Below are 17,118 nucleotides of genomic sequence, written 5' to 3' on the forward strand. Positions count from 1 at the left end.
CGGTCAGCCGCTCTCACCGGGTCGCAGGTCCCTGGCGCACCGGAAGCCGGCGAAGATCTGCCGCCGGATCGGGTAGTCCCAGTTGCGGAACGTCCCGCGGATCGCGGCGGCGTCGGTGCCGAACGAGCCGCCCCGCAGAACCTTGTACTCCGGGCCGAAGAACACCTCGGAGTACTCCCGGTACGGAAACGCCGTGAAGCCCGGGTATCCGGCGAAGTCGGTGCTGGTCCACTCCCACACGTCGCCGATGAGCTGGTGCACGCCCAGCGGCGACGCCCCGGCCGGGTAGGCGCCCGCGGGTGCCGGCCGCAGGTGCCGCTGGCCGAGGTTGGCGTGTGCCGCCGTCGGCTCGTCGTCGCCCCACGGGAACCGCCTGGTGACGCCGGTGGCCGGGTCGTGGCGGGCGGCCTTCTCCCACTCCGCCTCGGTGGGCAGCCGCCTGCCCGCCCACGCGGCGTAGGCCCGTGCCTCGTGGTAGGACACGTGCACCACCGGCTCGTCCTCGGGAACCGGCTCGACGACGCCGAAGCGGCGCCGCCACCACTGCCCGTTCTCGCGGCGCCAGAACAGCGGCGCGGTGATGTCGTGCGCGTTGCGGTAGTCCCAGCCGTCCTCGCTCCACCAGCGGCGTTCGTGGTAGCCGCCGGCGTCGATGAAGGCCAGGTAGTCGCCGCAGGTGACCGGCGTGGTGTCGATGGCGAAGCCGGCCACGTCGACCTCGTGGGCAGGCCGTTCGTTGTCCAGCGCCCACGGTTCGGCCGACGTGCCCATGCGGAACGGCCCGCCGGGCACCACGACCTCGCGCGGCAGCCGCCGCGGCGCCGCGGGTGGCGGGGGCGCGTGCAGCACCGGGTCGCCGCGGCGCAGCTGGTGGGTGGCCAGCATGGTCTCGTCGTGCTGCTGCTCGTGCTGGGTGATCATGCCGAACGCGAAGGCGTTCTCGGTGAGCCTGCGCCCATGCAGCGGTGCGGCGTCGAGGACGTCCAGCGCCTTGTCGCGCACCTCCCGCACGTAGGCCCTCGCCTCGGCTGGCCCGAGCAGCGGCAGCGACGGCCGGTCGGCCCTGGGGTGCTGGAAGGCGTCGTAGAGGTCGTCGATGTCCGGTCGCAGCGGCTCGCGGCCGCCAACGTCGCGGACCAGCCAGAGTTCCTCCTGGCTGCCGATGTGGGCGAGGTCCCACACCAGTGGTGACATCAGCTTCGAGTGCTGTTTGGTCAGGTCGTCGTCGTCCACCGCGTCGGTGAGGACGACGCTGCGGTCGCGGGCCCTGGTGAGCGCGCCGGCCACGTGGGCCTTGAGCTGCTCGGGGGACAGGTCACGCAGCGGGTTCGGTTCCGCGGTCGAGGTGGCCACGGCCGGCCTCCTTTCCTGCGCGCAGGCGGCGCCGCACGCTCTCGGTGATGTCGGTGACGGCATCGGCGGACAGGCCGGTGCCGGGAAGGGCCGCGCAGCCGAGGTCGGCCACGGCCCGTGCGGTACGGGCGAGGCCGGGGTCGTCGAGGCCGCGGGTGACGGCGGTGCTCCAGGCGTCCGCCACGGGTGAGCACACGTCCAGCACTGCGTCCACTGTGGACGGGTTGGACAGCAGTGCGGTGAGCAGTGCCACCGGATGTGTCCAGGTGGCACCGGGTTGGGCGTCGAGGTAGCGGATCTCCAGGTATCCCCTGGGCCGCACCGGGGTGAACAGCGTGGTGAGGTGGTAGTCGAGGTCGGCCGTGGTCGGCGGGTCGAGCAGGCCGGCCGCTCCCCTGCCCGCGATCCAGTCGGCGAAGGTGACGCCGGGCGGCGCGTCCCAGTCGCCTGCCCGGTTGGGCATGACCATCAGCGGGGTGTCGAGCACGCGGCCCGCCCAGTCGGCCGCCGGGTCGTCGGACACCGCGCCGGCGACGGTCCGGGCCGGTTCGGTGTCCATCACGGCCCGCCAGCGCGCCGACGCGAGTCCGCGGCGGCGGGAGTTGGCGAACAGGGCGAGCAGTACCGGCCCGAGGGCGTGGGCGGCGGCCCACCGTGCGGCGAACTCGGACCGTTCGCCGACGTCCACGCACACCTGGAGCCCGGCGGTGCTGCACATCATCGTGATGCCGCCGGTGCCCATGGGTGCGAACCGGCGTTCCATGGCGGCGTAACGGGGGGTGGCGAGCAGCCGGGTCGGTGGCCGGTGGGCGTCGAGTGCGGCGTCGCCGAGCCGGAGCCCGGATTCGGCGAGGAGTCCGGCCAGGTGGGCCCGGTCGGCGGAGACGGCGGTGATCAGCTCGGTCAGACTGGACCGGGGAGGCGTGGAGAGCTCAACCTGGCCGCCGGGTTCCAGGGTGACGGTCGAGCCTGCCGGCAGCGGGAGCGCGGGACTGTCGGGTGCGAGGGTACGCGGGGTGTGCGGCCCGAGGGCCGCGGCGAGGTGATCCGGCGCCAGTGCTCTGGCGGGATCACCGACGTGGTGCACGGTGTACTCCAGCTCCACGCCGAGCAGCCGTGGTGGCCCGTGCTTGAAGCACACCGACGCCACGTAGGCCTCGCCTTCGGCGCGGTCCGCGATCGCCCGCGCGGAGACGACGGTTGCCGCGGAATCGTTGCGGGGCGGGGAAAACCCGCCTATTTCGGACACCGGCACCACCTGCCATCCGTGTGTGGCCCTACCGCCTTCGGACGCTACACGCGCCCCCCGACACTTTCATCCCGGCGACGCCGGGGGCCTCACCCGGGCGGCCGCGTCGAAGCTCGTGAAGGCCACCTTCATCACGTGAGACGTCACGGCCTCGGCAAAGTCGGTTGTCAGGCGCGAGCGAGGGAGGGAGCTTTGCTGGCGAAGAAGGGGAGTAAAGCTCCCTCGCTGCCTTACGGGTGTGACTGGTGGGGCTGGTGTGGTGACCGCGATGCCGTGAAGGCCGCACTCACGGCGTCTCATGCCGTGAGTGCCCCCTTCACGGCATGCTGGCATGGACACGTGGGCGGGCAGCGTCGTTGTTCGGTGTGAAGGCCGAGTTTCTGTCGTCTCATGTGCTGAAGGTGGCCTTCACGAGCTTTGGCTCAGCCGGTGACGACGCCGTCGCGGGCGGGGGCCTGGCCGAGGTCGGCGGCGAGCTGCCGCAGCGCGTCCGCCAGCGCCTGCCTGCTGCCGGGCGCCAGGTGCAGCTCGGCCTCCCTGCCGGTGCCGGTGGTGTAGTTGAGGTAGCGGCCCCAGTCGGTGTCGGCGTAGTGCAGCGGCTGCTCGGTACGCAGGTAGCGGCCCACCTCGTCGCGGCTGGCCGCGTACAGCTCGCCACTACCGCGCACCGGCCGCCGGACCACCTCGACGATGTCGGACACGGTCCGGCTCAGCGGCCGGTCGCCGTAGGACCGGCCGGCCGCCTCCAGCTCGTCGACCAGGATCGAGCACGGCCGCCCGCCGCCCGGGCCGACGTCGGGCAGCTCGCTCACCAGCTCCTCGGCCAGGTCGTCCCTGGCCACCTCGCGGATCGCCACCACGTCGCCGACCCGCACCGCGACCAGTGCCTGCAGGCCACGGGCCGCGGCGAGGACGCCGTCGGTGCGCTCGTTGTCGCCGGTCACCCAGCCGTACAGCTCGACGCTCGCGCTGGTCAGCAACGGGAGCAGATCGAGCACGTCGACGGTGGCCCGCCCGCCGCCGTCGACCAGCCCGGCCTCCGCCAGTGCGTACTCGATCTCCCGGTCGGCCTGCTGCCGCTCCTCGTCGGTCAGCCAGACCGGCTCCGGGCGCAACGTCACGTGCAGCGCGCCGACGCGCTCGCGCTCGGCCAGCGCCGCCAGCGCGGTGACCGGGACCTCGAACCGTGCCGCCATCGCGGCTACTCGCCGATGACGGGCGGGATCGCCGTCTGGTCGGTGCCGAAGATGCCGTCGGGGTCGGGCTCGATCAGGTAGTCGGGACGCTGGTGGACGCTGTCCTCCTCGCCCTCGCCGCGCTGTCCGGCGGCATGGCCCATCGGACCACCCATACCGGCGCCCGACCGGGCCGCGGCCGCCGCGCCGACGCCGCCCCGCGCGTCCATCCCGCCCAGGCCGCCGACGCCGGTGCCCTTGCCGCCGGCGAGTGCGCCCGACCCGGCTCCCGGCCCGCCCGGGACGCCACCCGGGCCGCCGCCGAGCAGCCTGCCCGCGGCGCTGCCGCCGCGGCCGCCGGAGGTTCCGCTGGTGCTCGGCACGCCGGGCGTGGTCGTGTTGCGGCCGCCGCCCTGGCCGGGCACGCCGACGACGGTGTCCGGGGTCGGCTGCGGGACGCGGCGGCGCGGGTCGGTGCGGCCGGTGCCGGTGTCGCTGTCACCGGGTTTGGTGCGGGTGGGCGTGGTCGTGTCGGTGTCCTTGCCTCCACGGTCCCCGCGGCCACCACCGGTGTCCCCGGTGGTGCGCGAGCCGCCGGTGGAGTCCCTGTCGCCGGTGGTGTTCGTAGTGTTGCTGGTGGTCGACGACGTGGTCTCGGTGCTGGAACTGGTGGTGCTGTCGTCGATGGTGTTCCTGCCCCTGCCGGGCGGCGGCAGCTGGTTCCACTCGATGATCACCTGCGGCTTCCCGCCGTCCTTCACGGTCAGGCTCGAGTTGTCGGAGGACAGCACGGAGTAGTTCGTCGGCAGCGCGCTGGTGGTGCTCTGGCTGATCGACTTGTACTGCTCCATGACGCGGACGTTGGTCTCGTTCGCCGCGTTGTGCTTCTGCATGCCCTCCTGGTAGTTCTGGATGTCGTTGGCCGCCATGAACGGGCCGGCGATCGGGATGGCGCCCTTCAGCCCGGTGGTCCACGGGTTGGGCTTCTCCGGCGCGGGCGGCACCGGCACCACCGAGCTGCCCGCCGCGTCGAAGCCGGTCGCCTGGGTGGTGACCGACATGGTGGTGGCGTCGAGCGGGCCCGCGCTGTCGGCGAACGCCTGCGCCAGCGGGTTGGCCCCGGCGTTGGCGGCGGCCGCGGAGTCGCCCTTCCAGGAGTTCATCATCCGGTCGCTCAGGCCGGTGATCGACTCCAGCCGCTGGCGGTAGTTGTCGGACAGCGTCCGCACCTGGTCGGCGGCCGTGTGCAGGGCGGACGTGTTGCCCTCGGTGAAGTTCTGGTAGATCGCCTGGCCGTCCATCGCCATGTCCGGGCCCCTCTCAGCTCTGCTTCAACGTGCCCACGACGGCGGCGGCCAGCTTCCCGGCCGCGTCGCAGGACTGCTGCCTGTTTCGATTCACGGATGTCGCGGTGAAGGTGAGGTCGTCGGCGATCCCCACCCACAACGTGCACCGGCCGCTGTCCCTGCCGTCCACGAGACCGGCGTAGACCGACGGGTAGCCGTCGATGTCCGGCCCGGGCTCGGAGAACCGCAGCTGGCCCCGTTCCAGCGCCGCTCGCACACCGGCCAGCCCGCCGGTGCCGCGGTCGCGGTTGGGCGTCTGGACGGCGACCGAGAGACCGATTCCCTCGCGTCCGATCAGCCACTCGCAGCCGGGTCCGCCGAGGACGCTCGCGCTGCCCTCGGTCTTCGGTTTGCCGGGTTCGGTGAACCCCAGCTCGCTCAGCGCCTGCGGCGACACCAGCGTGCACGGATCGCTCAGGAACCGGGACGGATCCAGGGGCCGAGCGATCGACGGCTGGCTCGGCGACTCCGCCGGTGGCGGCGGCGCGGGCTGCGCGGTTCCGGCCGTGCTGCCACCGGAGCACCCGGCCACCACGGCGAGCGCGGCGACGGCCGCGATCGCGGGCGCAGCCCTCATGCGCCGGCGGCCTGGTTCAGTGCGTCGGCGGTGTCGGCGTCCTTCGTTTCCGTCTTCTGCTTGGCCATCTTGAGCTTCGCGACGTACTCGGTGGCGTAGATCCGCATCGAGTCGTTCTGCGTCTGCAGCGCGAACAGCGACTCGATGCCGGTGTCGACGTAGCCCGCGCTCACCGGGTCGGTGCCCGGCGGGACCAGGCCGGCGATGATGCCCTCGATCGTCATCGTGTCCTGGCTGATCTTCTCGAGCTCGTCCTCCCAGAGCCCGATCAGCGCGGTCAGCTCCTCGGGAGTCATCTCGAAACCCCCGCCGCCCGCGGCAGGCGCCGCGCCCTTGCCGACGGTGTCCACACCGGACCACAGCTCGCGTGCGGCCTTACTGGCCGCTCCGTCGACTACCGCGTCCCACATACCCGCTCACCCCATTCGCCCACACACAGCGAGTTCGTAGACGCACGAGCCTAGTCGACGGTTCCCGTCGAGATCGGCATTTCACCCCGGAAACAAAGATACCGTACGTACGGATTGCAATACTGGGCCCGCTGGTGAAGGATTCAGGGATGCCACGCGTCAGCCAGGATCACCTCGACGCCCGCCGACGCCAGATCCTCGACGGCGCCCGCGTGTGTTTCGCGCGGTACGGCTACGAGGGTGCCACCGTTCGCCGCCTCGAGGAAGCCACCGGCCTGTCCCGGGGCGCGATCTTCCACCACTTCCGCGACAAGGAGTCGCTGTTCCTCGCACTGGCGGAGGACGACGCGGTCAGCATGGCCGACGTGGTCGCCCGGCAGGGCCTGGTCCAGGTGATGCGCGACCTGCTGTCGGAGGGCAGCGACCATCCGGCCGACTGGCTCGGCACGCGGCTGGAGGTGTCCAGGCGGCTGCGCACCGACCCGGAGTTCCGGACCCGCTGGGCACAGCGCTCCGAACAGCTCACCGCAGCCACCCGGCAGCGCCTGCTGCGGCAGCGCGACGCCGGCAAGCTGCGTGACGACGTCGACGTCGACGTGCTGACGTCGTTCCTGGAACTGGTGCTGGAGGGGCTGGTCTCGCACCTGGCGATGGGCCTGCCCGCCGGCCACCTGACGCCGGTTCTGGACCTGGTCGAGGAGACGGTGCGCCGTCATCGTGCGCACGCCGCCCCGGCGTGATGGACTCGCCGCATGGCGACGCGTGATGTGATCGAGGTCCACGCCGACGCGATGCGTGCCTGCGACGACGTGGTGCACCGCCTCGGCGGGAACTGGAACGCCCCGACCCCGTGCACCGAGTGGACGGTCCGGGACCTGCTCAACCACCTGACCGGCGAACAGCTGTGGGCGCCGCACCTGCTGCGGGGCGCGACCCTGGACGAGGTCGGCGACCGCTTCGACGGCGACGTGCTGGGCGACGACCCGGTCGCCACCTGGGAGCGGGCCGCCGCCGAGGCCCGGGAGGCGTTCGCCGCCCCCGGCGCGACCGGCGGCACGGTCCACGTGTCGGCGGGAACCATCGACACCGTCGACTACGCCTGGCAGATGACCTGCGACCTGGCGGTGCACGGCTGGGACCTCGCGGTCGCCGTCGGCGCACCGCAGCCCATCCCGGACCGGGTCGCGGCCGAGCTGCTGGAGGTGTTCGAACCGCAGGTACCGCGGTGGCAGGGAATCGGGATCGTGGCACCGCCGGTGCCCGTCGACCCGGGCGCCGACGCGCCCACCAGGCTCGTTGCCCTCCTCGGCAGGCGACCGACCGTATAGAATGCGGACCGTCACGTTTGTTTTCCATATTTTCTTCGAGGAGTGGCACCTTTCGTGCGCGGTGCGCAGTCACCTGGTGACAGTACGGAGCCGGGTGAACAACCCGGCGTCCCCAGTTCGTTCCCGGGCGGTACCCGGTGATCGACGTTCTTCTTGCCATCGGAGGACTGGCGCTCGTCGTCCTCCTCACCGTCGGAACCGGCCTGGCCGTCGCCGCCGAGTTCTCCCTCACCGCGCTGGAACGCAGCACGGTCGAGGCCAACGTCCGCGAGGCCGGTGACAAGCGGTCCCGGACCCTGTTGAAGGCCCACCGGACGCTGTCGTTCCAGCTGTCCGGCGCGCAGGTCGCCATCACGCTGACCACGCTCATCACCGGCTACCTGGCCGAACCGCTGATCGGCGACCTGGTCGAGCCGGGCTTCGCAGCACTGGGCATGCCCCGCGACGTCGCGGTCGGCGCCTCGGTGGTGGCGGCTCTGATCATCGCCACCTCGCTGTCGATGGTCCTCGGCGAGATGATGCCGAAGAACCTCGCCATCGCCCGTCCACTGCAGACCGCCCGCGCGGTCGCCGGCTACCACTCCGGTTTCTCGACGCTGTTCCGCTGGCTGATCAACGGCATGAACAACAGCGCGAACTGGCTGGTGCGCAAGATGGGCGTGGAACCGCAGGAAGAACTGCGGTCGGCCCGTTCGCCGCAGGAGCTGGGCTCGATCGTGCGGTCCAGTGCCGAGCAGGGCACGCTGGACACCGCGACGGCGCGGCTGCTGGACCGTTCGCTGCGCTTCGGTGACCGCACCGCCGACGAGCTGATGACCCCGCGGGTGCAGCTGGAGTCGCTGACGGTCGAGGACACGATCAACGACCTGGTGGAGATCTCGCGGCGCACCGGGTTCTCCCGGTTTCCGGTCTACAGCGAGGATCTCGACGACGTCCAGGGTGCCGTGCACGTGAAGCAGGCGTTCACGGTCCGCGCGGACGAGCGCGCGACCGTGCGGATCGGCTCGGTGATGCGGCCGGTGCCGACGGTGCCGGAGTCGCTGCCCGGCGACACGCTGCTCAACCGCCTGCGCGACTCCCGCTTCCAGCTGGCCATGGTGGTCGACGAGTACGGCGGCACGGCCGGGCTGGTGACCCTGGAGGACGTGGTCGAGGAGATCATCGGCGACGTCCGCGACGAGCACGACGAGCGCGAGGCGCCGTCGTCACGCCGCCTGGACGCCGACAGCTGGCTGGTCTCCGGCCAGCTGCGGGCCGACGAGGTGCGTGAGGCCACCGGCTTCCACATGCCGGAGGGCGACTACGAGACCATCGCCGGGCTGGTCCTGGAACGGCTGGGCAAGATCCCCGCCCCCGGCGAGGCCATCGACGTCGACGGCTGGCGGCTGACGGTCGCCAGCATGGACCGCAGGCGCATCGCCGAGCTGAACGTCCAGGGCCCGGACGGGGTGGCCCGATGAACGACGGAATCGCCATCGCGCTGATCGGCGTGCTGCTGCTGGCCAACGCCTTCTTCGTCGGTGCCGAATTCGCCCTGATCTCCTCCCGCCGCGACCGGCTGGAGGCACTGGTCGAGCAGGGCACGACCCGGGCGCGGATCGTCATCAACGCCAGCCGCAACGTCTCGCTCATGCTGGCCGGTGCTCAGCTCGGCATCACCATCTGCTCGCTGCTGCTGTTGCAGGTCGGCGAGCCAGCCGTCGCCCACCAGCTGGAGCTGGCGTTCTCCGCGATGGGGATCCCGCTGCCGAGCGCGGTCGTGCACGGTATCGCGTTCGCCGTCGCGCTCGCGCTGATGACCGTGCTGCACGTACTGCTGGGCGAGATGGTGCCGAAGAACCTCGCCATCGCCGACCCGGAACGGCTGGCGCTGTGGCTGGTCCCGGTACACGTGGCGTGGGTGAAGCTGGTCAACCCGTTCATCTGGCTGCTCAACACGGTGGCCAACGGTGGCCTGAAGCTGCTGAAGGTGCAGCCGAAGGACGAGCTGGAGACCGCGTACACGTCCGCCGAACTGGCCGAGCTGCTGAGCGAGTCGCGGCGCGAGGGGCTGCTGGAGCAGTCCGAGCACCTGCGGCTGTCGCAGACGCTGTCGTCCACCACGAAGACGGTGGCCGACGTCCTGGTCCCCACCAGGGACGTGACGACGCTGCCCGGTGAGCCGACGGTCGGCGACGTGGAGCGTGCCGTCTCGGAGACCGGCTTCTCCCGGTTCCCGCTGCTGGACGGCGACGACCTCACCGGCTACCTGCACGTCAAGGACATCCTCGACCTGGTCGGCGAGCCGCCGGAGACGCGGGTGCCCGCGGCGAAGAACCGGCGGCTCAGCGAGGTCCCGGCTGCGGCCACGCTGGACCAGGCGCTGTCCGAGCTGCGCCGGGAGAGCAGTCACCTCGCCAGGGTGCTGGACGCCGACGGGCAGGTGGCCGGGGTCGTGACGCTGGAGGATCTCGTCGAGGAGTACGTCGGTACGGTGCGTGACGGCACGCATGTGAACTCGTGACGCGACTATTCCTCACCGTGGTCACCCGATTGCACAGCAATGACCACTGTTGTTCCTGCGCACAGCGCCTGGCAGTCTGTCGGGCAACTCCGAGTCACTATGTTTGCCCACCGAAATACGCCTGTTAGAGTGATAACGTTTTGGTTGCACATACTCAGCGCAGTCAACCCCGGCGCGGAAAGGGACATTGATGGGGCGACACAGCCGGCCCGAGGACCCCACCCCGAGTCAGCGGGTTCCCCGCCACCCCCAGCGTCCCCCGTACCCGCAGCATGACCGGCGCACGACCACCGGAAGCCACCGGCCGGTCGTCCGCCAGCATCCCGCCGGGGACCGGCGTACCCCCACCGGGCAGTTTCCGGCCGCCGACCGGCGGACGGCGACCGGGCAGCACCAGCCGGTCCGCGACCGGCGGACCACCACCGGCAGGCACCAGCCGGTGGACCGGCGCACGAGCACCGGAACGCACCAGGCCGTCACCTCCACCGGCAGCCACCGGGCCATCGGCAGGGCGCCGCGCCGCCGGGTGGCGAAGTGGCCGATCGCGGTCGCGGTCCTCGTTCTGCTGGCCGGCCTCGGCTACTTCGGCTGGAGCTGGGCGGACAGCGTGCTGAACAGCCGCGCCGAAGCCGAGGCGGCCAGTTGCTCCAAGGGCGACACCACGCTGCGCGTCATGGTCGCGCCGAGCGCGGAGGTCCCGCTGGCCAAGGCCGCGGGCAAGTGGAACGGGGCCAAGACCGTGGTGCAGTCCCACTGCGTCACTGTGCAGATCGCGTCCTCGCCGTCGGAACAGGTGCTCAACGCGCTGACCGGCCGCATCCCGCTGGACACCATCGGCGGCCTGCCCGCCGCCTGGCTGCCCGAGGCGTCGCTGTGGACCAGCGAGCTCAAGAACGCCAAGCCGGAGATGATCGGCTCCCCCGCTGCCTCGGTGGCGTCGGCCCGGTCGGCGGACTACCCGTACGTGAGCCTGGCCGGCGCGGGTCTCGACGAGGTGCACCAGCGGGCCGCCCAGCAGTTCCGCGACTTCCTCCTGGAACCCGCTCAGCAGGCCGACTTCACCCAGGCCGGGCTCAAAGCCACCTCATGACCCGCGGCGCAGCACGGCGGCGGTCGCCGCGTCCGCGGGGAAGAACGACTCGATCGACAGCTCGGCCAGCGTGACGTCCAGCGGCGTGCCGAACGTGGCGACCGTGCCGAGGAACGCCAGTTCGGCGCCGCCGTGGCGGATCCGCAACGGCACCAGGATGTGGCTCGGGTCCGGCACCTCGACGTCGGGAACCTCGTCGGCACACGGGTAACCGCGTAGCTCGGTCAGCAGTTCGGCCAGCTCGCCGTCGGCCGACGCCGCGACCTCGCGGCGCAGCCTGCCGAGCAGGTGCGCGCGCCACTGGCCGAGGTTGGCGATCCGCGGGGCCATCCCGCCGGGGTGCAGGGTCAGCCGCAGGACGTTCACGGGAGGTTCGAGCAGTTCGGCGGCCACCCCGTCGAGCAGCAGGTCGGTGCCCGCGTTGCGGTCGACCAGATTCCAGCCCCGGTCCACCACCACCGCGGGCAGCGGCTCGTGCGCGGCCAGCAGGGTGCGGACCGCGTCGCGGGCCGCTGCCATCGCCGGGTCGGTCAGCGCGTTCTCCGGGTAGGCGGGGGCGTAACCGGCCGCCAGCAGCAGCCCGTTGCGTTCGCGCAGCGGCACGTCCAGGTGCTCCCCCAGCCGCAGCACCAGGTCCCGGCTCGGCTTCGCCCGCCCGGTCTCCACGAAGCTGAGGTGCCGGGCGGACACCGACGCGGTGAGCGCCAGGTCGAGCTGGCTGATCCGCCTGCGGTCCCGCCACTGCCGCAGCAGCTCCCCCACCGGGCGCCGCATCGTCGCTGTCGTCACCAGCTGAGCCTAGAAGCCGCCGGGTCGCCACCGCCATTACCCGCGAGGTAATCGACGCGCCCCGCGGCCGTCGCCAGAGTTGTGGCACGACAACGAGAAAGGGCCACCCGATGACCGACTACACCGCACTCGCCCACCGCTACCTCGACGTGTGGAACGAAACCGACCCGGCCAAACGCAGGGAGCTGATCGACGCGCTGTTCACCGAGGCCGCCCGGTACACCGACCCGCTCGGTGAGGTGGCCGGCGGGGACGGGATCGACGGGTTCGTCGCCGCCGCACAGCAGCAGCTGGGCGGGATGCCGCTCCGGCTCGGCGGGCAGGTCGACGGGCACCACGACATCGCCAGGTTCACCTGGCACGCCGGCCCGGAGGGCGCGGAAGCACTGGTGATCGGCTTCGACGTGATCGAGATCCGCGACGGGCGGATCGACCGGGTACAGGGCTTCCTGGACAAGGTGCCGGGCTGATGTCCGACGGCCATCCGTCCCCTGGACGGATGGCCTCCCCACTCTGTCAATACCCGTGAGGGCGCCTGAGAGGTTCACCCGGGTGTTGGTCCGGGTTTGCACCTTCGGCGGAGCCGGCCGGGCGGGTGACCCGTGGCCCACTTTCCAGAGGCGTCTCGTCCGCGCGGTCCGTGTGCCTGAGAGGTTCCGGGGAGGTTTTGCTCCTTCGGCGCCGGCCCGAGGTGTCGGACCGGACTCTCCCGCGCGGGTTCTACGACCGCGTGCCGAAGCTTACCCGGTACGCCTGGCGTTGCGGCGCAGGGTCAGCTCGTCGGGCTGGGCCGACTCGATCTCGCCGCCGTCGGCCCGTTCGGCCGGGAACTCGTGGATCGTCCCGCTGATCTCCTGCATGGCGCCGCTGACCGCGATGCCGAACACGCCCTGGCCGCCCTGCAGCAGATCGACGATCTCCTCCGGCGAGGTGCACTCGTAGACCGTGGTGCCGTCGGAGAAGAGCGTGACCTTGGCCAGGTCACGTACTCCCCTGGCCCGCAGGTGCTCGACGGCGACCCGGATGTTCTGCAGGGAGACGCCGGTGTCCAGCAGCCGCTTGACGACCTTCAGGACGAGGATGTCCTTGAACGAGTACAGCCGCTGCGAGCCCGACCCGTGGGCGGTGCGGATGCTCGGCGCGACCAGTTTGGTGCGTGCCCAGTAGTCCAACTGGCGGTAGGTGATGCCCGCGATCTGGCACGCCGCGGGGCCCCGGTAGCCGACCAGCTCGTCCGGCAGCGACGCGTCGGGGAACAGTTCACCCTGCTCACCGGCGGCGACCTCGAACGGCCTTTCCTCGACCACGCATGCCTCCCCTCGCCCGGCGAACCGGGCTGGCGAACGATCCCGCCGGAATGACGGTAATGGAATCACGAAATGCTTGCCCCGAAAGGCGTAATCACACCTTCGAGATTCCCACTACGGATGACGGTAAGCCGCCGTGTCGACCCGGTCAACGCGACGCGCGGGCACCTCAAGTCGAACTTGAGACTTTGGGGTATTTACTTGCCTGTGTTATCTTTTACTCATGCAGGTAAATCACGACACGCAGCCGGACACTGGACGCACCGTCACCGAGCAGGCCCGGCGGGCCCAGATCATCGGCGCGGCGGTCGAGGTGATCGCCGAACTCGGCTACGCCAGGGCGTCGTTCGCCCGCATCGTCGAGCGGGCGGGGCTGAGCAGCACGCGGATGATCTCGTACCACTTCGCGGACAAGGCCGAGCTGATGAGCGCCATCATCGGCACGGTGTTCCAGGTGAAGGACGAGTTCCTCGGCGAGCGGATCGACGGGACCACCGACCGGGCGGCCCTGCTGCGGGCCTACATCACCTCGGAGGTGGAGTTCCTCGGCAGGCATCCGGACGGGGCACTGGCGGTGGCCGAGATCTGCGCGAACGCACGTGACTCGGCTGGCACGCAGATGTTCAACGAACCGGTGCTGCGGGAGATGCGGGTCGGGCGGATCGAGCGGCAGCTGCGGCAGGGACAGCGGGAAGGCGTGTTCGGCGAGTTCGACGTGCCGCTGATGGCGCTGGCCATCCGGCAGGCCATCGACGGCGTCGCCACCCGCCTGGCCGCCGAGCCGGACCTGGATCTGGCCCACTGCGGCCGTGAACTGGCCAACCTGTTCGACCGCGCCACCCGTGTTTGACTGCCCTCGCTCCGCTCGGGCGCGGTCGGGCCCGGCTCCCTAAAGCACGGGAAGGCCACCTCCATGGCGTACTGAAGGTGGCCTTCCCGTGCTGGAAAGCTCAGGTGTCGGCGCCGCGGAAGTCCTCCGGGGAGACGGAGTCGAGGAACTCGCGGAACTTCTCGACCTCGTCCTCCTGCTCGTCCGGGATGATCAGGCCGGCCTCGTCGAGCACCGACTCCGCGGCGTGGATGGGGACACCCACCCGCAGTGCCAGCGCCACCGAGTCGCTCGGCCGCGCGGAGACCCTGATGTCGCCGTCGAAGACCAGCTCCGCGAAGAAGGTGCCTTCCCGCAGATCGGTGATCACGACCTGCTCCAGCTCCCGGCCCAGCGCGCCGATGACCTCTTTGAGCAGGTCGTGGGTGAGCGGACGGGCGGGTCGGACGCCCTGCTGTTCCAAGGCGATCGCGGTGGCTTCCACCGAGCCGATCCAGATGGGCAGGTAGCGCTCGCCCTCGGTCTCCCGTAGCAACAAGATCGGCTGGTTCGCGGGCAGCTCGACCCGCACGCCGACGACGCGCATCTCGCTCATCGGACTTCGCCTCCCTTCTCCTGCTCACGGGCTCCAGCACCGCCGACGCTACCCGCCGGAACAGTCCTGTGCTCGCTTCACCGGCTACCTCGAGTCCTCGCCGAGGACTCCCACCTCTTCACCGTACGGCATTCGGCAGCGTCAACGAACTACTGGAAACTGGGGTGTTACCGACCTTCCGGGCACTCAGGCGCCGGTGACACCTCGGATACCCGCTTTGACCAGCAACGTATGCAGTGTCACGGACAACGCGGCCAGTTCGCGGACCATCTCGTCGCCCCTGGCCTTCGCGTCGGCGTCGCGGTGCCGGTAGACCGGAGTCACGATCTGCTCCAGCAGGCCGACTTCCCGGTCCGCCGAAGCGCGGAACGCCCGCAGGTGCCTCGGTTCGATACCGAACTCGGTCATCGCCTTGACGGTCTTGGCCACCAGCACCGCGTCCGGGTCGTAGAACCCGGCCGGGCCGGGCCGGACCAGGCCGTACTGCTGCAGCTCGGCCAGCAGCGCGGCGTCCACGCCGGCCTCGGCGAGCAGGTCCTCCTGCGTCAGCCGGGCACTCCTGCCCTGGTCGAAGTCCGCCGCGCAGGGCAGGTCACCGCGCTGGGCCGACTGGGTACCGAGCGCGACCAGCTTCCGCGGCAGCTTGACCGCGGGCGCCACCGGCTCGGCGCCGGCGTCCGCCGCGTCCAGCTGCTCCTTGATGACCTTGAGCGGCAGGTAGTGGTCCCGCTGTGCCGACAGCACGAACCGCAGGCGCTCGACGTCCGCCGCGGCGAACTGCCGGTACCCGGAGGGTGTCCGGCCCGGCTGGACCAATCCCTCCGACTCCAGGAACCGGATCTTGGAGATGGTGACATCGGGAAACTCGCCGCGCAGCTGTGCCAGCACGGCGCCGATGCTCAGCCCATCTCGCTGTGGCCGCGGGGACGCCGCCGTCACCGTGCCCCCTGGCCCCCGTGACCCGGGCCGGTGAGGAAGACCAGCCGGAACTTGCCGATCTGCACCTCGTCGCCGCCGGCCAGGACAGCCTGGTCGACCGGCTCGCGGTTGACGTAGGTGCCGTTCAGGCTGCCCACGTCGATGACGACGAACTCGCCGCCCTCACGCCGGAACTCCGCGTGCCTGCGCGACACGGTGACGTCGTCGAGGAAGATGTCGCTGTCCGGGTGCCGGCCCGCGCTCGTGTTGTCGCGGTCCAGCAGGAACCGCGAGCCCGCGTTGGGGCCGCGCTTGACGACCAGCAGGGCCGAGCCGGCAGGCAGCGCGTCGACACCGGCGACAGGGGGCTCCGGCGCCTGGGCTTCCTGGCCCTCCATGTCGGCGAGAAAGTCGGCCCGGAAGACGGAGGTCCGCTCCGGAGACTGCTCCGGGGGAACACCGGGCCCGTCGTTCGTGCTCACCTGAGCTCTCCTAACGCACTGAAAGGTTTTCGGTACTTCGCGACGGTGTTGTGGTCGTCATGGCCAACGTACCGTGCCTGATCGATGCGGGGAGTGGCGGCTCCCCCAACCGGCCCGCCTATTGGGCGGTGGTCAGCCGCTGGTAGGCCTCGGAATCCAGCAGGCCGTCGACCGCCGCGTCGTCGCTGAGCCGGATCTCGACCAGCCAGCCCTCGCCGTAGGGGTCGCTGTTGATCAACTCGGGTGACTCGGCCACCGCCGCGTTGACCGAGACGATCTCGCCGTCCAGCGGCGCGAACAGCTCCGACACGCTCTTCGTGGACTCGACCTCACCGAACGTCTCACCGGCGGTGACCTCGGTGCCGACCTCGGGCAGGTCGACGAACACCACGTCGCCGAGCTGGTCCTGGGCGTACTCGGTGATCCCGACGCGTACCGAGCCGGCGTCGCGGGTGGCGACCCACTCGTGTTCCTCGGTGTAGCGCAGCTCCTCCGGAGCGGACACCCCGTTCCCCTTTCCTGCCACTGTTGCGTTGCGCGGAAGTCTGCCACCTACGGCACGGTCGCGGCACCCCGAGCCGGTGACAGCGCGCGGACGGTCTGCATCACGTAGAGCGCGCCGGACCACACGTAGAGCACCCCGCCCCAGGTCATGAAGGCGTAGGCGATCGGGCGGGCGACCTCGGCCAGCGTCGAGCCACCCTGCATGAGCAGCAGGAACGGGAAGGCGTACATCAGCACGAAGGTGGCGCCCTTGCCGACGTAGGTCACCTCCGGCGGGGCGAACCCGCCGCGGCGCAGCACCAGCACGCAGACGCCGACGACCAGCTCGCGCAGGACGAGCGCGGCGACCACCCACCACGGAACGATTTCCCTGATCAGGAAGGCGATGAGGGTGGCGACGATGTAGAGCCGGTCGGCGGCCGGGTCGAGCAGTTTGCCCAGCCTGCTGGCCTGGTCGAGCCAGCGGGCGAGCTTGCCGTCCAGCCAGTCGGTGAAGCCGCCGAACACGAGCACCGCGATGGCCCAGCCGTCCTCCCGCGGCCCCAGCAGGAGCCAGAGGAAGACCGGGACGCCGGCCAGCCGCAGGATGGACAGCAGGTTGGGCACGGTCAGTGCCTGACGTGCCAGGGAGGGTTCGGCGGGCTCGCTCACGAGCTCACCTTA

Annotated in this window: 20 protein-coding genes and 1 riboswitch; of the genes, 7 read left to right on the plus strand and 13 right to left on the minus strand. The window is 71.0% G+C overall.

The features are described 5' to 3' along the window. Window positions 1–3: 3 nt before the first annotated feature. From egtB to EWH70_RS11180, 6 genes are all read right to left on the minus strand, one after another. Window positions 4–1,353 (minus strand): ergothioneine biosynthesis protein EgtB, encoded by a 1,350-nt coding sequence (egtB, locus tag EWH70_RS11155; RefSeq protein ID WP_240686930.1) that lies wholly within the window; start codon window positions 1,351–1,353, stop codon window positions 4–6. Further along, window positions 1,316–2,593: a glutamate-cysteine ligase family protein gene (locus tag EWH70_RS11160; RefSeq protein WP_420809055.1), complete on the minus strand. Its 1,278-nt coding sequence runs from the start codon at window positions 2,591–2,593 to the stop codon at window positions 1,316–1,318. The genes egtB and EWH70_RS11160 overlap by 38 nt, the downstream gene beginning before the upstream one ends. A gap of 431 nt (window positions 2,594–3,024) precedes the next feature. After that, a complete protein-coding gene (locus EWH70_RS11165) occupies window positions 3,025–3,798 on the minus strand; it encodes an ESX secretion-associated protein EspG (protein WP_130475252.1) in 774 nt (257 codons plus the stop codon). 5 nt (window positions 3,799–3,803) lie between these two features. Beyond that, window positions 3,804–5,084 carry a hypothetical protein gene (locus EWH70_RS11170; protein ID WP_338078569.1) on the minus strand — a complete coding sequence of 427 codons (1,281 nt, stop codon included), beginning with the start codon at window positions 5,082–5,084 and terminating at the stop codon, window positions 3,804–3,806. Between the two features lie 13 nt (window positions 5,085–5,097). Continuing rightward, window positions 5,098–5,700: a DUF3558 domain-containing protein gene (locus EWH70_RS11175; RefSeq protein WP_240686931.1), complete on the minus strand. Its 603-nt coding sequence runs from the start codon at window positions 5,698–5,700 to the stop codon at window positions 5,098–5,100. Then, on the minus strand, window positions 5,697–6,110 hold the full coding sequence (locus tag EWH70_RS11180; protein WP_130475253.1) for a hypothetical protein: 414 nt from the start codon (window positions 6,108–6,110) through the stop codon (window positions 5,697–5,699). The genes EWH70_RS11175 and EWH70_RS11180 overlap by 4 nt, the downstream gene beginning before the upstream one ends. Before the next feature lie 149 nt (window positions 6,111–6,259). Here EWH70_RS11180 and EWH70_RS11185 point away from each other — a divergent pair, with 149 nt between their 5' ends. The 5 genes from EWH70_RS11185 (at window position 6,260) to EWH70_RS11205 (ending at window position 11,031) form a co-directional block, all read left to right on the plus strand. Continuing rightward, window positions 6,260–6,850 (plus strand): TetR/AcrR family transcriptional regulator, encoded by a 591-nt coding sequence (locus EWH70_RS11185; protein WP_130475254.1) that lies wholly within the window; start codon window positions 6,260–6,262, stop codon window positions 6,848–6,850. 12 nt (window positions 6,851–6,862) lie between these two features. Then, entirely contained in the window at window positions 6,863–7,438 is a 576-nt protein-coding gene (locus EWH70_RS11190; RefSeq protein WP_130475255.1) for a TIGR03086 family metal-binding protein, read from the plus strand. A gap of 137 nt (window positions 7,439–7,575) precedes the next feature. Next, window positions 7,576–8,898, plus strand: a complete 1,323-nt coding sequence (locus EWH70_RS11195; protein ID WP_130475256.1) for a hemolysin family protein — start codon at window positions 7,576–7,578, stop codon at window positions 8,896–8,898. Next, a complete protein-coding gene (locus EWH70_RS11200; protein ID WP_130475257.1) occupies window positions 8,895–9,941 on the plus strand; it encodes a hemolysin family protein in 1,047 nt (348 codons plus the stop codon). The genes EWH70_RS11195 and EWH70_RS11200 overlap by 4 nt, the downstream gene beginning before the upstream one ends. A gap of 190 nt (window positions 9,942–10,131) precedes the next feature. Further along, window positions 10,132–11,031 (plus strand): hypothetical protein, encoded by a 900-nt coding sequence (locus EWH70_RS11205; protein ID WP_240686932.1) that lies wholly within the window; start codon window positions 10,132–10,134, stop codon window positions 11,029–11,031. On the opposite strand, the gene EWH70_RS11210 is transcribed toward EWH70_RS11205, so the two are convergent. After that, on the minus strand, window positions 11,026–11,805 hold the full coding sequence (locus EWH70_RS11210; RefSeq protein ID WP_130475517.1) for a helix-turn-helix transcriptional regulator: 780 nt from the start codon (window positions 11,803–11,805) through the stop codon (window positions 11,026–11,028). The two genes, EWH70_RS11205 and EWH70_RS11210, sit on opposite strands and share 6 nt — an antisense overlap. A 125-nt stretch (window positions 11,806–11,930) precedes the next feature. On the opposite strand from EWH70_RS11210, the gene EWH70_RS11215 reads away from it, so the two are divergent. Beyond that, window positions 11,931–12,290, plus strand: coding sequence for a nuclear transport factor 2 family protein (locus tag EWH70_RS11215; RefSeq protein ID WP_130475258.1), 360 nt, complete (start codon window positions 11,931–11,933; stop codon window positions 12,288–12,290). 154 nt (window positions 12,291–12,444) lie between these two features. Then, window positions 12,445–12,542, minus strand: a riboswitch (glycine riboswitch). Window positions 12,543–12,560: 18 nt separating this feature from the next. Here the strand turns inward: EWH70_RS11215 and EWH70_RS11220 are convergent. After that, entirely contained in the window at window positions 12,561–13,127 is a 567-nt protein-coding gene (locus EWH70_RS11220) for a MerR family transcriptional regulator (RefSeq protein WP_130475259.1), read from the minus strand. 223 nt (window positions 13,128–13,350) lie between these two features. On the opposite strand from EWH70_RS11220, the gene EWH70_RS11225 reads away from it, so the two are divergent. Continuing rightward, entirely contained in the window at window positions 13,351–13,977 is a 627-nt protein-coding gene (locus tag EWH70_RS11225) for a TetR/AcrR family transcriptional regulator (RefSeq protein WP_130475260.1), read from the plus strand. Between the two features lie 100 nt (window positions 13,978–14,077). On the opposite strand, the gene EWH70_RS11230 is transcribed toward EWH70_RS11225, so the two are convergent. From EWH70_RS11230 to clsA, 5 genes are all read right to left on the minus strand, one after another. Beyond that, window positions 14,078–14,551 carry a bifunctional nuclease family protein gene (locus tag EWH70_RS11230; RefSeq protein WP_130475261.1) on the minus strand — a complete coding sequence of 158 codons (474 nt, stop codon included), beginning with the start codon at window positions 14,549–14,551 and terminating at the stop codon, window positions 14,078–14,080. A 186-nt stretch (window positions 14,552–14,737) separates the two neighbouring features. Then, the gene (ftsR, locus tag EWH70_RS11235; protein WP_130475518.1) at window positions 14,738–15,454 is read right to left on the minus strand and encodes a transcriptional regulator FtsR; all 717 of its coding nucleotides are present in this window, start codon (window positions 15,452–15,454) and stop codon (window positions 14,738–14,740) included. 32 nt (window positions 15,455–15,486) lie between these two features. Continuing rightward, on the minus strand, window positions 15,487–15,951 hold the full coding sequence (garA, locus tag EWH70_RS11240; RefSeq protein ID WP_130475262.1) for a glycogen accumulation regulator GarA: 465 nt from the start codon (window positions 15,949–15,951) through the stop codon (window positions 15,487–15,489). Window positions 15,952–16,069: 118 nt separating this feature from the next. Continuing rightward, on the minus strand, window positions 16,070–16,456 hold the full coding sequence (gcvH, locus tag EWH70_RS11245; protein WP_130475263.1) for a glycine cleavage system protein GcvH: 387 nt from the start codon (window positions 16,454–16,456) through the stop codon (window positions 16,070–16,072). A 47-nt stretch (window positions 16,457–16,503) separates the two neighbouring features. Further along, on the minus strand, window positions 16,504–17,106 hold the full coding sequence (gene clsA / locus EWH70_RS11250) for a cardiolipin synthase ClsA (RefSeq protein WP_130475264.1): 603 nt from the start codon (window positions 17,104–17,106) through the stop codon (window positions 16,504–16,506). Window positions 17,107–17,118 lie beyond the last annotated feature (12 nt).

The organism is Amycolatopsis suaedae (genome assembly GCF_004214935.1).
GTDB classification, from domain to species: Bacteria; Actinomycetota; Actinomycetes; order Mycobacteriales; family Pseudonocardiaceae; genus Amycolatopsis; species Amycolatopsis suaedae.